The following is a 14,485-nucleotide window of genomic DNA, read 5'->3' as shown; positions in this document are numbered from 1 at the left end:
CTTCAGAAGCGGAAGCGGGCGCCGGCATAGGCCGAGCGGCCGAAACCGGGTTCGAACAGGGCCGCGTTGGGCGCGGCGACGGGGGCGACCGAAGCGGAGGAGATATAGCGACGGTCGGCCAGGTTGCGCGCCTCGACGAAGAGGCCGAGGCGGCCGTCCAGCAGCTCCGCCCCGGCGCGCAGGCCGATGAGCGCGTAGCTGTTGGTGCGCGTGGTATTGGCGTTGTCCACGAAGAAGCCCTCCGGCACGTAGTCCAGATTGGGTGCGATCCAGAAGCCGGAAGGGTGGCGGTAGCGCGCCTCGGCCCGCAGCACATGGCGCGGCGCGCCGGGGAGCTGGTTGTCGCGATAGGTCGCGTCGCCGTCGAAGCGGAAGTCGCTGAAGGTATAGGCGCCGCGCAGCGTCACGCTGTCGCCCCGGCTCACGAGGTCGCTTCCGGCGAGGACCGTGCCGGCGAGCTCCACGCCCTGATGAATCGTGCGGTCGGCGTTGCGGGCGTAGCTGGTGCCGGAGGTCGGGCCGACGAAAAGCTGGATCTCCTTGTCCATCCAGCTCCGATACGCCGTCGCCTCGAAGCCGAAGCGCCCGAGGGTGCCGCGAGTGCCGATCTCGAGGGTGGCGGCACGCTGGGGCTTCAGCAGGTTGAAGCCGCCCAGCGGCACCAGCGCCACGAGGTCGGAAAGCGTCGGCGGCTCGGTGGACCAGGTGACGTTGCCGAAGGCCTGCACGGTCGGCGTCGCCTGCCAGAGCAGGCCGGCACGCGGGTTGATCCAGTTCCAGCGGCCCGAGCCGCTCAGCGCCGGATTCAGGCGATTGTCGCTGGAACGCGTCGCCCCGCCGCCCGAAACGCCCGTGACGACGGCCAGCCGCGGCAGCACGTAGAGGCTGTTCTCGAAATAGCCATCGACCGTCTCGGCCGTATCCCAGGAGGCGTAGGTCTGCGCGCCGCGGACACCGCGCAGGTTCACGAAGCGCCGGTTGTCGGTCGTGCCATAGGCGTAGTTGAGCCCGCCCACGAAGCGGTTCCGCATCCCGGCCACCATGCCGTCCCAGGTCCCGCGGGCGAAGAGGTTCACGTCGTTGGTGCGGTTGTCGATGTACTGGAAGATCGGGTGGTTGAGCTGCCGCGTGACGAAGCTGCCGCCGAACTCCAGCAGCGTCTCGTTGTTCACCTGAATCGCGGTGCGGGAGCCGATCCGGTAGCTGTCGATATTGCGCTGGTAGTTGAGCGCGAGGTTCGTCGCATTGGCCATCCGCGGCGTGTTCAGCGCCTGGCTGCGCGTCACGGAGCCCGGAATGTCCTGCTGGATGGAATTATGCGTGAAGAAGAGCCGCGTTTCGACGTTGTCGGAGAGGCGGTAGCCGAGGTTGAGGTTCAGGCGCCCGCTGGTGCCGCCGCTGTGGTCGCGATAGCCGGACTGGCCGGCCATGGTGCCGCTGATCCAGCCGTCCAGCGGCCCCTGCACGCCCCCGGCGCTGACCTGGCCGCGCCAGAAGCCGAAGCTGCCGCCCTCGCCGCGCAGATTGACGCCTGGCGCGTCGCGCCCCGTCGGCGTCACGAAGTTCAGCGCCCCGCCGAGCGTATTGGCCCCGAGCGCGAAGGCATTGCCGCCGCGCAGCACCTCGACGCGCTGGAAGGTCAGCGGGTCGAGCTCCTGGAAGTCGCCGCTGCCATCGGCCTGGTTCACCGGGATCCCGTCCTGGTAGAGCCGCACGCCGCGCAGGTGGAAGCCGCGCGCGAGGCCTGAGCCGCGGATCGAAAGGCGCGTGTCCTCGCCCCATTTCGGCTGGGCGAAGACGCCGGGCGTGTATTCCAGCATGTCGCGGATTCCGGTCGTGCCGGGGCGGTCCAGGAAGTCGCTGGCGGGCACCACCGTATTGGCGCCGGGGCTGGACCAGAGCCGCGTTTGCGCTTCCGCATTGGTCGGCGCGGTCAAGGCGGGGCGCGGCGCGCTCACCTGCATCTCGGGCAGGTCGGTGGTCTGGGCGAGCACGGGAAAGGCGGCGAAAGGCAGCAATGCGCCAAGGCTGGCGGGTAGACGCTTGAACATCGGACAGATCCGTCACGAACGAGAACAGGCGCGCGGCCGCGCGCGGCCGTGCGGGCGGGTTCAGGCCGTGAGGATGGGTGGAGCGCGGGTGCGGTAGGGCGGCGCGCGGGCGGGCGGCAGAAGCCGCGCCTCGCCGGCCGCGTGCCAGGCCACGGCCTCGCCGGTCCAGGCCGGCAAGGCGAGCATCGGCGGTTCCGGCAGGGCGACGGCCGGCATGCCGTGGCACACCGGGCAGAAGCCGCCCGCCATCGAGTCCGAGGGCTGGTCCGCCAGCGGATTGCCCTGGTCGTCGAGGTGAATGACCCGCACGCCGTCGATCGAGCAGATCTCGACCGCATCGCCGCCATGCGACATGGCGCGCAGGCAATGCGCCGCCGCCAGGCCGGACTGCCAGAACAGCAGCGCGGCCACGAACAGGATCAGCGGGGCGCGGAACTTTGCCACACCGGATGCTTTACGGGACGGGCGCCCAGGCCTCAATCCCCGACGGCGCGCGGCCCCGCCTCACGCCGCCAGGGCGTATTCGACCTCCGGCGTATAGACCGCCTGCTCCTTCCCCAGCCGCGAGGAGAAGAGCACGAAGTGCTCCACCGTCAGCGGCTCGGTCCGGAAGAGGTTGTGGGCCTGCACGAAGCCCGCGAGCTTGGGCAGCGCCGCGCCGTCGGTGCGCGCGATGGTCACGTGCGGCGCGAACTTCTTGCGCTCCGGCGGCAGGCCGGCGCGCTGCAGCGCGGTCTCGATCTTGGCCTGCAGATGCGCGAGGCCCGGCGTGCGCTCGGCCACCACATGCAGCGACTGCACTCGCCCGCCCTTCTCGAAGGTGCCGAGGCCGGCGAGGCTCAGCTCGAAGGGCTTGGCGCGGATATGGGCGAGGGCGAGGTCGACTTCCTCGGCCATGTGGCCCGGAACCTCGCCGATGAAGCGCAGGGTGAGGTGGTAGTTCTCCGGGGGAACCCAGCGGACCCCTGGAATACCGCCGGCCATGGCAGCCAGACGGACCTTAACCTCCTGCGGAAGGTCGAGAGCGACGAAGAGACGCATGGGCTGGGCCCCCTTCCCGGATTCGCGCCGTTATCCTGCGGCGGCTGGTGGCACACGGTCCAGAAGTTGTTCCGTGACAGGGAGAATGCGCCGGACCAGCTCGGCCACGCCGGCCTGGTTCGGGTGGATACCATCGGCCTGGTTGAGCGCCCGGTCGGCCGCCACGCCGTCGAGGAAGAAGGGGTAGAAGATGAGGTCGGGCCGCTTCGCCACGGCATCGCGATAGACCGCCTCGAAGGCCCGGCCGTAATCCCCACCCAGGTTGGGCGGGGCCAGCATGCCGGCGAGCAGCACGGGAATGCGCCGCGCCTCCAGGCGGGACAGGATCGATTCCAGCGCCTCGGCCATCCGCGGCGGCGGCAGGCCGCGCAGCCCGTCATTGGCGCCGAGCGCCACGATCGCCGCCTGCGGACGCTCCGCCAATGCCCAGTCGAGCCGGGCCAAGCCGCCGGCCATGGTGTCGCCCGAGACGCCGGCATTGATCACCCGCACCTGGCGCCCGGCCGCGACGAGCGCTTCCTGCAGCCGGGGCACGAAGCCGTCGCCGCGCGGCAGACCGTAGCCGGCGGTCAGCGAATCCCCCAGTGCCAGCAGCCGCACGGGCGAGCCCCCTTGCGGGATGCCTTGGGCGTTCCCTGGGGCGGCCCCTTGGGCGAAGGCCGGCGTTGCGAAGAGAAACAAACCCTTTTGCAGCGCAGCGCGCCGACCATATGCAGTGCTCATGGAAAGATCGACACCCTCCGCGCCCCCCCTGATCGAGGCGCGCCATCTCACCTTCGAGGTGGGGTCCAGCGCCGGCCGGGTCAACATCCTGAAGGGCGTCGACCTGCGCATCCGCGAGGGCGAGGCGATCGGCATCGTCGGCCCGTCGGGCTCCGGCAAGACCTCGCTGCTCATGCTCCTGGCGGGGCTCGAGCGCGCGACCTCCGGCGATCTCACCGTGGCGGGACGCGACCTCAGCGCCCTCAGCGAGGACGCCCTGGCCCGCTTCCGGCGGGAGGAGGTCGGCATCGTCTTCCAGTCCTTCCACCTGGTGCCCACCATGTCGGCGCTGGAAAACGTGGCGCTGCCGCTGGAATTCGCCGGCGACGAGCAGGCCTTCACCCGCGCCGAGGAAGCCCTGCGCGCGGTCGGGCTCGGCCACCGGCTGACCCATTTCCCCGGCCAGCTCTCGGGCGGCGAGCAGCAGCGCGTCGCCGTCGCCCGCGCCTTCGTGGCCCGGCCCCGGCTGATCCTGGCCGATGAGCCCACCGGCAATCTCGACCGCGCGACCGGCCTTGCCGTGATGGACCTGCTCTTCGACCTGCGGGAGAAGGCCGGCACGACGCTGATCCTCATCACCCATGATCCTGCGCTGGCCGCCCGCTGCGAGCGGCAGATCCATGTCGAGGACGGGCTGATCGCCAGCGACACGGCCGACCTCGCCTCCGTCGCCGAAGCCGCCGAATGAGGAACCTGCGCCTCGGCTGGACCCTGGCGCGCCGCGAGTTGCGCGGCGGGTCAAAGGGCCTGCGCATCGTTCTGGCCTGCCTCGCGCTCGGCGTGGCGGCGATCGCCGCCGTGGGCAGCCTGCGCGCCGGCGTCGAGGCCGGGCTCCAGGCCGACGGCGCCCGCATCCTGGGCGGCGATCTCGAGATCCGCGCCCGCAGCCAGCCGGCCGAGCCGGAGGTGCTGGACTGGGTCCGTGCCCGGGGCGCGACCGTCAGTGAGGTCGCCCTGCTGCGCAGCATGCTCATCGCCCCCAGTGGCGAGCGCCTGCTCGTCGAGCTCAAGGCCGTGGACGATCGCTACCCCCTCTACGGCACGCTGGGGCTGGAACCCGCGGCGCGGCTGGACGGTGCCGTCGTCATGGTCGAGCCGAGCGTGGCCGAGCGCCTCGGCATCTCGCCCGGCGACCGGCTCCGGCTGGGCGAGGCCGAGGTCACCTTCGCCGCGCGTATCACCGAGGAGCCGGACCGTGTGGCCACGCCGACCATCTTCGGCCCGCGCGCCCTCATTCCGCTGAGCGAGCTGCCGGCCACCGGCCTCATCCAGCCCGGCAGCCTCGTCTCCTACGAATATCGCTTCCGTCTGCCCGAGGGCGTCTCGGCCCGCGCCTTCGCGACCGAGCTCACCGCCGCCTTCCCCAGCGCGCCCTGGCGCCTCCGCCGGGCCGACCAAGCCGAGCCCGGCGTGAACCGCTTCCTCGACCGTGCGGCCTCTTTCCTGACCCTGGCCGGGCTGACGGCGCTGCTCGTCGGTGGCATCGGCGTCGCGACGGGCGTGCGCGCCTGGCTGGAGGCACGGTCCCGCACCATCGCGACCCTGCGCTGCATGGGCGCGCCGACGACCGCCATCTTCTCGGCCTATCTGATCCAGGTGATGACCCTCTCCGTGCTCGGCATCGCCCTCGGGCTGGTCGGCGGGCTGTTCCTGACCTGGCTGGCCGCGCAGGCCCTCGGCGCCACCCTCCCCATTCCGCCGCGCCTCGCCGTCTATCCGGCGCCGCTGGCCATGGCGGCGCTCTTCGGCCTGCTGACCGCCCTTTCCTTCGCGCTCTGGCCGCTGGGCCGGGCGGGCCGCATCCCCGGCGCCGCCCTGTTCCGCGACACGCTGAGCTCGGAAGGCAGCTGGGCGGGCTGGAAGGTGGCCGCGGCCAATGCCGTGGCGGCGGTGGCCCTGGTCGCGCTGGTCATCGGCACGGCCGACCGCCCGCTCTTCGGCCTCTATTTCTGCCTGGGGGCGCTGGCGGCCATGGCCCTCTTCCGCGGCGGCGCCTGGGTGCTGATGGCCGGGGCGCGGTCGCTTCACGGCATCCGGCGGCCGGCCTGGCGGCTTGGCCTCGCGAACCTGCACCGGCCGGGCTCGGCCACGCCGATCCTGCTGGTCGCCCTCGGCCTCGGCCTCACGACGCTCGCGGCCATCGCCCAGATCGAGGGCAATCTGCGCAATGCCATCGGCAGCGAGATGCCGGCCCGCGCGCCCAACTTCTTCTTCATCGACATCCAGCCCGACCAGGCCGAGCGCTTCGACGAACTCGCCCGCGGCACCCCGGGCGTCGAGGAAGTCCGCCGCGTGCCGAGCCTGCGGGCGCAGATCGTCGCGGTGAAGGGCGTCCCAGCCGAGCAGGTGCGGCCCAGCCAGGACAGCGCCTGGGCGCTGCGCGGCGATCGCGGGCTGACCTATACCGGCGCCATGCCCGAGGGCACGCAGCTCGTCGCCGGGCAGTGGTGGGCGCCGGACTATGACGGGCCGCCGCTGGTTTCCTTCGACGCCAATATCGCCCGCGGCTGGGGCGTGGGAATCGGCGACACCATCACCATCAGCGTGCTCGGCCGCGACATCGACCTGACCATCGCCAATCTCCGGCAGGTGGAATGGCGGAGCCTCGGGATGAACTTCACCCTGATCGCCTCACCCGGGCTGCTCTCCTCGGCGCCGCACACCCATATCGCCACCGTCCGGGGCGATGCCTCGGCCGATTCCGCGTTGCTGCGCCGGATCACCGACGCGCTGCCCAATGTCTCGGGCATCCGCGTGCGGGAGGCGCTGGAGCAGGTGGCCGCACTTCTGGGCCGCATCGGCGGCGCCCTGACGGCGACGGGCTCCGTCACCCTGCTGGCCGGCGCGCTGGTCCTGGCCGGCGCCGTGGCCGCCGGGCAGCGCCGGCGGGTGCGCGAGGCCGTGCTGCTCAAGACGGTGGGCGCTACGCGAGGGCAGATCCTGCGCGCGTTCCTGGTGGAGTTCGGGGTTCTGGGCGCCTTTGCCGGGGGGCTCGCGGCGCTGGCCGGCACCGCCGCGGCCTATGCCGTCGTGACCTTCGTGATGAACCAGCCCTGGGTCTTCCTGCCGGGCACGCTGGCCTTGACCGTGGCCGGCTGCATGCTTCTGGTGCTGACCTTCGGCTATGCCGGGACGGCCCTTGCCCTTCGGGTGCGGCCGGCCCCTCTGCTGCGCAACGAATGAGGCGGTCCGCCGGCCAGCGGGCGCTTTCCAGGGGTTCCGAAATCCGTTGAATCGGATTACAGAAACTCCATATGATGGCCGCATGGGTCGTTGAGACCCTTTAGGAGGACACAACTTCATGGCTTTCCAACCCGAATCGCGGTGGACGCAGCCCCAAGGGGCCGTGCCGCAAGGCTGGGGCCGCACGGCTGGTGTGGATGCCGCCTCGATCGATGCCGGCCTGCGCGCCTATATGCTGCGCGTCTACAACTGGATGGCCTCCGGCCTGGCGCTGACGGGCATCGTCGCCTATCTGATCGCCAACACCCCCGCCATCCAGCAGCTGTTCTTCGCCGTGGTCCGCACGCCGCGCGGCTTCGCGACGGCGCCGACGATCCTCGGCTACGCCGCGATCTTCGCCCCGCTGGTCTTCGTGCTGGTGCTGTCCTTCGGCATCAACCGCGTCAGCAAGACGACGGCGCAGGCCCTGTTCTGGGCGTTCTGCGCCGTGATGGGCGCCAGCATGGCGAACATCTTCATCGTCTACACCTCGACGTCGATCGCCAGCACCTTCTTCATCTGCGCCGCGATGTTCGCGTCCATGAGCCTCATCGGCTACACGACGAAGACCGACCTGACGAAGATGGGCAGCTTCATGCTCATGGGCCTGATCGGCATCATCCTCGCCTCGGTCGTGAACATCTTCGTCCAGTCGCCGATGATGACCTTCGTGGTCTCGATCCTGGGCGTCGTGATCTTCTGCGGCCTCACGGCCTATGACACGCAGCGGATCAAGAACGACTACATCGAGTACTCCTACGCCGAGGGCACGGACCAGGCGGGCAAGCGCAGCGTGATGGACGCGCTGGGCCTCTACCTGAACTTCATCAACCTGTTCCAGTTCCTGCTGCAGTTCGCCGGCGTCCGCCGCGACTGATCAGGCAGGCCGTCCTTCCGGGGGCCGTGAGGTCCCCGGCAAGGCGTCCACAGAAAAGGCCCGCCGGAGCAATCCGGCGGGCCTTTTTCATGGCTTCGCGCTTGGAGGCAGTACCCTCAGGCCCGCCTTTTCCTCAGCCCAGATCGGATCGCGCTCCGCCGGCGTGGATGATGGCCTCGGGCTGCAGCAAGGGCCGGCAGCCGCAGCCTTCGATGAGGTGAAGAAACTCGGCCAGATCCAGCGTGGTCTCGGTGCGTACCTGGCCGCTCACGGCGTCGACCTCCACCACCGCTGCCGGGTCGCGGGCCTCGATCGCCAACATCACGGCCGCGCGCGAGGCGCGGCCGTTCAGACCTTCCACCGATACCTCAATGAGGGTGGTGGGCATTCTGCGTGCCCTCCATGTGCTCCAGGATCGGGCATTCGGGGCGTTCGTTCCCCTGGCAGGTGCGCGCCAGGTGGCGAAGCGAATCCGCGACCGCCCGCAGCGAGCGCGCCTTCTCCTCCAAGGCCTCCACATGACCGAGCGCGATCCGACGGACATCCGCGCTCTGCCGGGTATCGTCCTGCCAGAGTCCCAATAGGCGCTTCACTTCGGAGAGCGGGAAGGCCAGGTCCCGCGCATGCCGGATGAAACGAAGAACCGCCACGTTCTTCTCCGTATAGGCTCGATAGTTGTTCTTTCGCCGTTGCGGCTGGATCAGGCCCAGGGTCTCGTAGTGCCGAATCATCTTCGCACTCACACCGCTCGCCGCTGCAGCCTCACCGATATTCATCTCATCCTCCGAAGTTCACGAGATGGCTTGCGCCCGTCCCCCAGGCTGGCTGATCGAGATGCCTTACCAGCCTCGGAATGACAGCCCTCCAACGCGGGAAGGGTGAATAAGGCGGCGCAGAAAAAACATTCCGATGAAAGATTTTACAGCCCCGCGTCGATTCTCCGCGTCGCCCGCCGCCTCTGCGCTGACAGATGGGGCCACGGCTTGTCGTCCTGCAGTGCGCGGGGCACATCATAGCCATGCTTCCTGCTCTGACCGCCCTGGCCCTCGGCCTTTCCGTCCTGGTGGCGCCCCTCGCCTCCGCGCAGCCCGCTGCCCCCTCGGGTGGGCCGCAGGGCTTCCGCATCGTCAACCGCACGGGCGCGGATGCCACGCAGCTCTTCGCGGTCCGCAGCCCCCGCGGCGGCGAGGGCGACTGGGGCGGCAACCTCCTGCGCCCCGACCGGCCGCTAACGGATGGCGGCGGCTTCCGGGTGACCCCCAATGCCGATGCGGGCTGCCGGTTCGACCTGCGCCTGGTCCTGTCCGATGCGCGCGAGGTGCTGCTGCGCGACCAGGACATCTGCGCCAACCGCAACATCGACCTGGCGAATGCTCGCGCCGCCGCGCCCTCGGCCGCCCGGCAGCCGACCTCGGGGCCCCTCGCCGGCCCGGCGCCCGGGACCCAGCAGGCGCCCCCCAACGCCCAGGCCCGCGCCGTCTCGACCGGCACCGGCTTCCTCGTCGCCGAAGGGCGGGTGATGACCAATCACCACGTGGTCGACAACTGCAACCGCATCATCCTGCGCACGCCGACCGGCCATTGGCTCGCTGCCGTGCCGCCGGCGCGCATGGACGCGGCGCTCGACGTCGCGGTGCTGGCCGTGCCGGGCCTGGTCGGCCCCACCGTCGCCTTCCGATCGGCGCCCGCCATCCGGCGCGGCGAGAGCGTGGTGGCCTACGGCTTCCCGCTGGCCGGGCTGCTCAGCTCCGACCCCAAGCTCACGCGCGGCGAGATCAACGGGCTGCGCGGCCTGGGCGACAACCCCAACCAGTACCAGATCAGCGCCGAGGTGCAGCCCGGCAATTCGGGCGGCCCGCTGGTCGACATGCAGGGGAACATCGTGGGGGTCGTCGTCTCCAAGCTGAACGCCCAGGCGGTCAGCCGCCGCACGGGCGATATCGCCCAGAACATCAATTTCGCGGTCCAGGGCCAGGCGGCGCTCGGCTTCCTGCGCCGGGCGGGGGTGAACGTGCGGACGGCCGAGAGCACCGGGCCGGACCGGAGCACCGCCGATGTGGGCGAGCTCATTCACCGCAGCACTCTTTTCATCCGCTGCGAGCGCTGATGCGGCCCCGCGAGGACAGCACGGCGCCCCCCTCGCGGAACCTCTCGGCCTTAGCTAGGCTGCTTCCAATCCAAGGGAGAGACCCATGCACCGCCGCGCCTTGCTCGCCGCTCCGGCCCTCGCCGCGCCCGTGGTCCTGACCTCGCCCGCGCAGGCGCAGGCGCCGCGCATCGTCACCGAAGAGTTCATGGTGCCCGTGGGCGACGGCAGCCCCGGCATCGAGATCTTCGTCCGCAACAAGCGGCCGGAGAGCCTGACCACCTTTAGCCCCGGCCGCACCCTCATCATGGTGCATGGCGCGACCTACCCCGCCCATACCGCCTTCGACCTGCCGCTCGGCGGCCTGTCCTGGATGGACTACATCGCCGGCCGCGGCTTCGACGTCTGGTGCCTGGATATCCGCGGCTACGGCCGCTCGACGCGCCCGCCCGAGATGTCCCAGCCGCCGGAGGCCAACCCGCCGATCGTGCGCGGCGAGACGGCGCTGCTCGACATCGCGGCCGTCTCCGCCTTCGTGCGCAACCGCCGCTCCATCCCGAAGTGCATCCACCTGGGCTATTCCTGGGGCACGGCGCTGATGGGCCGCTTTGCGGCGGACAATCCCTCGGTCGTCGAGCGGCTGGTCCTCTACGCCCCGGTCTGGCTGCGGCAGACGCCCTCGCTGGCCGATCCGGGCGGCGACCTCGGCGCCTATCGCTTCGTGACGCAGGAATCCGCCCGCTCCCGCCGCGGCGCGGGCGTGCCCGAGGCGGCGCGCGCCGGCCTCGTCCCACCCGGCTGGTTCGAGCATTGGGCCGGCGTGACCTGGGCGACCGATCCCGAGGGGCAGCGCCGCAACCCGCCGGCCCTGCGCGCGCCCAACGGCAGCACGGCCGACGGCCGCGAATACTGGTCCGCCGGCCGGCCTTTCTACGACCCGGCGAAGATCACCGCGCCCACGCTGCTGGTTCTCGGCGAATGGGACCAGGATACGCCCCCCTACATGGCTCAGACGCTCTTCCCGCTGCTCACGGCCTCGCCCGGCAAGCGGCTGGTGCTGCTGGGCGAAGGCACCCATGGAATGTGGATGGAGCGCAATCGCGGCGCCCTCTTCCAGGCGGTGCAGGTCTTTCTTGAGGAGTCTGCTGCGTGAGTTCTTTTCCTGCCTCGCCTACCATCTGCTTCGCGCATATCGCCTATCGCACCGGTGATCGCTTCGCCGACCGCAGCGGCCCCTACCCCTCCTTTGAGGTGCGCAGCCTGGAAGAGCTCGAGGCCCGCATCGGCGAGGCCGACGTGCTGGTCTGCAGCGGCTTCTGGCGCAACCACCTGCCCGAGCTCTCGCCCCGCCTGAAGTATGTCCAGGCCCTCTCCTCGGGCACCGACGCCTTCGACCGCGACATGCTGAAGTCGCGCGGCATCACGCTGTCCAACGCCGCCGGCGCCAATGCGGCCGCGGTGAGCGAGCATGCGGTGGGTCTCATGCTCGGCATGGTGCGCCGCCTCTTCGTCGCGCGCGACGACCAGCACCGGAAGCACTGGGCCGGCATGAAGAGCGACTTCGCCATCCGCGAGGACGAGCTGGCCGGCAAGACCGCGATCGTCGTGGGCATGGGCAATATCGGCGCCCGCGTGATCCGGCTGCTGAAGGCCTTCGAGATGACGGTCATCGGCGTGCGCGCCAACCCCGCTTCCGGCGCCGCCGGCGCGGATGAGGTGCACGCGACCGCCGACCTGCCGAAGCTGCTGCCGCGCGCCGACTTCGTCGTGCTGGTCTGCCCGCTGACGCCGGAGACGACCAACCTGATCGACGCCAAGGCCTTCGCGCTGATGAAGCCCACCGCCTATCTGGTGAACTGCGCGCGCGGCAAGGTGGTGGACGAGGAGGCGATGATCGAGGCGCTGAGCTCCAACCGCATCAAGGGCGCCGGCCTGGACGTGATGGCGGTCGAGCCGCTGCCGGAGGAATCGCCCCTCTGGACGCTGCCCAACGCCTTCCTGGCCCCGCATACCGGCGGCGAGACCTGCGCCTTCGAGGACAATGTCCTCGACATCATGATGGAGAACATCGACCGGCTGAAGGCGGGCCGCACCGATCTGATCAACAAGATCGTCTGATGACGACCGACCAGACCATCGCCGCGATCCGCGCCGACGCCGGCTACCGCCGCGCCTGCGACACGATGCGGGCCGAGCACGAGCGCATCGTCGACGACATCATCACGCTCACCGAGATCCCCTCGCCGCCCTTCGGCGAGGAGAAGCGGGCGGCCGCCTACCTGGAGATGCTGAAGGCCCACGGGCTGGAAGAGGTCGGCCAGGACGAGGTCGGCAATGTCTTCGGGCTGCGCCGCGGCTTCGGCAACGGCGACGTCGTGGTCGTGGCCGCGCATCTCGATACCGTCTTCCCGGCGGGCACCGACGTCCGCGTCCGGCGCGAGGGCACGAAGCTCTTCGCGCCCGGCGTGGGCGACGACACGCGCAGCCTGGCCGTGAACCTCGGCTTCCTGCGCGCCATGGACGCGGCCGGCATCCGCACGCGGCACGACATCCTCTTCGTCGGCGATGTCGGCGAAGAGGGGCTGGGCGACCTTCGCGGCGTCCGCCACCTCTTCGCGAACCACCCGAACCGCGAGCGCTTCCGCGCCTTCTTCACCGTGGACAGCCCCGAGGTCGACCGGATCGTGACCGGCGGCATCGGCTCCCGGCGCTATCGGGTCATCTTCCGGGGCCCGGGTGGGCACAGCTTCTCGGCCTTCGGGCTCGTGAACCCGATGTACGCCATGGCCGAGGCGGCGCGGACGCTGGCCGCCATCGAGGTGCCGCGCGATCCGGTCACCACCCATTGCGTCAGCGTGGTCGGCGGCGGCACCTCCATCAACGCCATCCCGGAGACCATCACCATGGAGGTGGACCTGCGCTCCGCCTCGCTGGAGGAGCTGAACCGGCTGGACCGCCTCTTCCTCGAGGGCGTGGACCGGGCGGTGGCGGGCGAGAACGCGGCGCGCGACGGCAAGATCACCGTCGAGCTGGTGCGGGTCGGCGACCGTCCGGCCGGGCAGACGGCGCAGGGCTCGCCCATCGCGCGCCTGGCGGCGGCGGCGGTCGCGGCCGAGGGCTACTCCCCCTCCTTCGAATGGTCCTCGACCGACGCCAATATCCCCATGAGCCTCGGGGTGCCCGCGCTGCGCATCGGCTCCGGCGGCCAGGGCGGCCGGGCGCATTCGCTGGAGGAATGGATCGACGTGGAGATCGAGGGGTCGTTGCGCGGCATGCGCGCCAGCCTCGCGACCATCCTCGCGGTCGCCGAGATGGAGACCGCCTGAATGCGGCACGTCGTCCTCCCCGGGCGGCGTGCTTTCGGCGACACTCCTCGTCTACACTCGCCGGTGGGACGAAGGCCGCGACCAAGCGGCCCGCCCACCGGGAGTGAGACCATCATCATGCAGCGTAGAGCCTTACTCGCCGCCCCCTTGCTGGCGGCGCCCTTCCTTTCGTCCGGCGCCTATGCGCAGGGCGCCTGGCACCCCAGCCGGCCCATCAACATCATCGTTCCCTTCGCGGCCGGGTCGGGCACGGACGCCGTGGCCCGCGTCGTCGCGCAGATGCTCTCGGTCGAGCTGGGCGGCACGCCCATCACCGTCGAGAATCGCGCCGGCGCCAACGGTACCATCGCCGCCACCGCCGTGATGCGCAGCCCGCCCGACGGCCACACGCTCTTCATCACCACCAACACGACACATGCGGCCAATCCCTGGCTGCTGAAGCGCATGGAATACGACCCGGTCGGCGACTTCACCCCGATCAGCAAGCTCGGCAACTACGTCTTCTGGCTGGCGATCAACCCGGAGCTTCCGGCGCGGAACCTGCAGGAATTCCTGGCGCTCGCGCGGGCACGTCCGGGCACGCTCAGCTATGCCAGCGGCAACGGCACCGGGATCGTCGCGGGCGCGACCATCGCCCGCCTGGGCGGGGTGGAGATGCTGCATGTTCCCTACCGCTCGACGCCGCCGGCCATCACCGACGTCATCGCCGGCCGCGTCTCCAGCATCGTGATCGACCTCACGCCCTCGCTCGGCCATGTGCGCGAGGGGCGGATGCGGCAGCTGGGCATCACCAGCGCCGCGCGCTCGGCCCTGGTGCCGGAGGCGCTGACCTTGGCCGAACAGGGCCTCAACGGCTTCGACCTGCTCAGCTTCGCCGCCTTCTTCGGCCCGGCGCGCCTGCCGCCCGAGGTGACGGCAACGCTCGCGGCCGCCATGCAGCGCATCGGCGCCCGGCCCGAATATCGCACCCGCATGGCCGATATGGGCTTCGACGGCGGCACCTCCACGCCCGCCGAGCTCGGGAACTTCGTCGTGCAGCAGATCGCCGCCTGGGGCGAGATGATCCGCGGCGCCGGCATCGAGCCCGAATAGATGGTTCGTCGGCGGCGCAGATCCTCCT

The 14,485-nt window shown here is 70.6% G+C and carries 14 protein-coding genes; 8 read left to right on the top strand and 6 right to left on the bottom strand.

Annotated elements, in window-relative coordinates; genetic code table 11:
- Positions 1–2: 2 nt before the first annotated feature.
- The 4 genes from KHU32_RS09960 to KHU32_RS09945 are packed head-to-tail and all read right to left on the bottom strand — an operon-like array spanning position 3 to position 3,692.
- Positions 3–2,051, bottom strand: coding sequence for a TonB-dependent receptor family protein (locus KHU32_RS09960; protein WP_213669951.1), 2,049 nt, complete (start codon positions 2,049–2,051; stop codon positions 3–5).
- A gap of 60 nt (positions 2,052–2,111) precedes the next feature.
- Positions 2,112–2,495 carry a DUF2946 family protein gene (locus KHU32_RS09955; protein ID WP_213669950.1) on the bottom strand — a complete coding sequence of 128 codons (384 nt, stop codon included), beginning with the start codon at positions 2,493–2,495 and terminating at the stop codon, positions 2,112–2,114.
- Positions 2,496–2,555: 60 nt separating this feature from the next.
- Positions 2,556–3,092, bottom strand: coding sequence for an RNA 2',3'-cyclic phosphodiesterase (gene thpR / locus KHU32_RS09950; RefSeq protein ID WP_213669949.1), 537 nt, complete (start codon positions 3,090–3,092; stop codon positions 2,556–2,558).
- Positions 3,093–3,122: 30 nt separating this feature from the next.
- On the bottom strand, positions 3,123–3,692 hold the full coding sequence (locus KHU32_RS09945) for an arylesterase (RefSeq protein WP_347265535.1): 570 nt from the start codon (positions 3,690–3,692) through the stop codon (positions 3,123–3,125).
- A 121-nt stretch (positions 3,693–3,813) separates the two neighbouring features.
- On the opposite strand from KHU32_RS09945, the gene KHU32_RS09940 reads away from it, so the two are divergent.
- From KHU32_RS09940 to KHU32_RS09930, 3 genes are all read left to right on the top strand, one after another.
- Complete coding sequence (locus tag KHU32_RS09940; protein WP_213669947.1) at positions 3,814–4,542, top strand: ABC transporter ATP-binding protein; 729 nt, start codon at positions 3,814–3,816, stop codon at positions 4,540–4,542.
- Positions 4,539–7,037, top strand: coding sequence for an ABC transporter permease (locus tag KHU32_RS09935; RefSeq protein ID WP_213669946.1), 2,499 nt, complete (start codon positions 4,539–4,541; stop codon positions 7,035–7,037). Before KHU32_RS09940 ends, KHU32_RS09935 begins: the two co-directional genes overlap by 4 nt.
- Positions 7,038–7,155: 118 nt before the next feature.
- A complete protein-coding gene (locus KHU32_RS09930; RefSeq protein ID WP_213669945.1) occupies positions 7,156–7,953 on the top strand; it encodes a Bax inhibitor-1/YccA family protein in 798 nt (265 codons plus the stop codon).
- A 133-nt stretch (positions 7,954–8,086) separates the two neighbouring features.
- Here the strand turns inward: KHU32_RS09930 and KHU32_RS09925 are convergent, their stop codons facing one another.
- Together KHU32_RS09925 and KHU32_RS09920 are read right to left on the bottom strand one after the other, a co-directional pair.
- Positions 8,087–8,341 carry a hypothetical protein gene (locus KHU32_RS09925; RefSeq protein WP_213669944.1) on the bottom strand — a complete coding sequence of 85 codons (255 nt, stop codon included), beginning with the start codon at positions 8,339–8,341 and terminating at the stop codon, positions 8,087–8,089.
- Positions 8,322–8,729, bottom strand: a complete 408-nt coding sequence (locus KHU32_RS09920; protein WP_213669943.1) for a MerR family transcriptional regulator — start codon at positions 8,727–8,729, stop codon at positions 8,322–8,324. Before KHU32_RS09920 ends, KHU32_RS09925 begins: the two co-directional genes overlap by 20 nt.
- Positions 8,730–8,971: 242 nt before the next feature.
- Between KHU32_RS09920 and KHU32_RS09915 the strand changes: the two genes are divergently transcribed.
- From KHU32_RS09915 to KHU32_RS09895, 5 genes are all read left to right on the top strand, one after another.
- Entirely contained in the window at positions 8,972–10,060 is a 1,089-nt protein-coding gene (locus KHU32_RS09915) for a trypsin-like peptidase domain-containing protein (protein WP_213669942.1), read from the top strand.
- 85 nt (positions 10,061–10,145) lie between these two features.
- Entirely contained in the window at positions 10,146–11,192 is a 1,047-nt protein-coding gene (locus tag KHU32_RS09910) for an alpha/beta hydrolase (protein WP_213669941.1), read from the top strand.
- Positions 11,189–12,157, top strand: a complete 969-nt coding sequence (locus KHU32_RS09905) for a D-2-hydroxyacid dehydrogenase (protein ID WP_213669940.1) — start codon at positions 11,189–11,191, stop codon at positions 12,155–12,157. The genes KHU32_RS09910 and KHU32_RS09905 overlap by 4 nt, the downstream gene beginning before the upstream one ends.
- Entirely contained in the window at positions 12,157–13,365 is a 1,209-nt protein-coding gene (locus KHU32_RS09900; protein WP_213669939.1) for a M20/M25/M40 family metallo-hydrolase, read from the top strand. The genes KHU32_RS09905 and KHU32_RS09900 overlap by 1 nt, the downstream gene beginning before the upstream one ends.
- A 117-nt stretch (positions 13,366–13,482) precedes the next feature.
- Positions 13,483–14,457, top strand: a complete 975-nt coding sequence (locus tag KHU32_RS09895; RefSeq protein WP_213669938.1) for a Bug family tripartite tricarboxylate transporter substrate binding protein — start codon at positions 13,483–13,485, stop codon at positions 14,455–14,457.
- Positions 14,458–14,485: the final 28 nt, after the last annotated feature.

It is taken from the genome of Roseococcus pinisoli (genome assembly GCF_018413645.1).
In the GTDB taxonomy this organism is placed as follows: Bacteria; Pseudomonadota; Alphaproteobacteria; order Acetobacterales; family Acetobacteraceae; genus Roseococcus; species Roseococcus pinisoli.
This window is presented reverse-complemented; position numbering and strand designations above follow the sequence as displayed.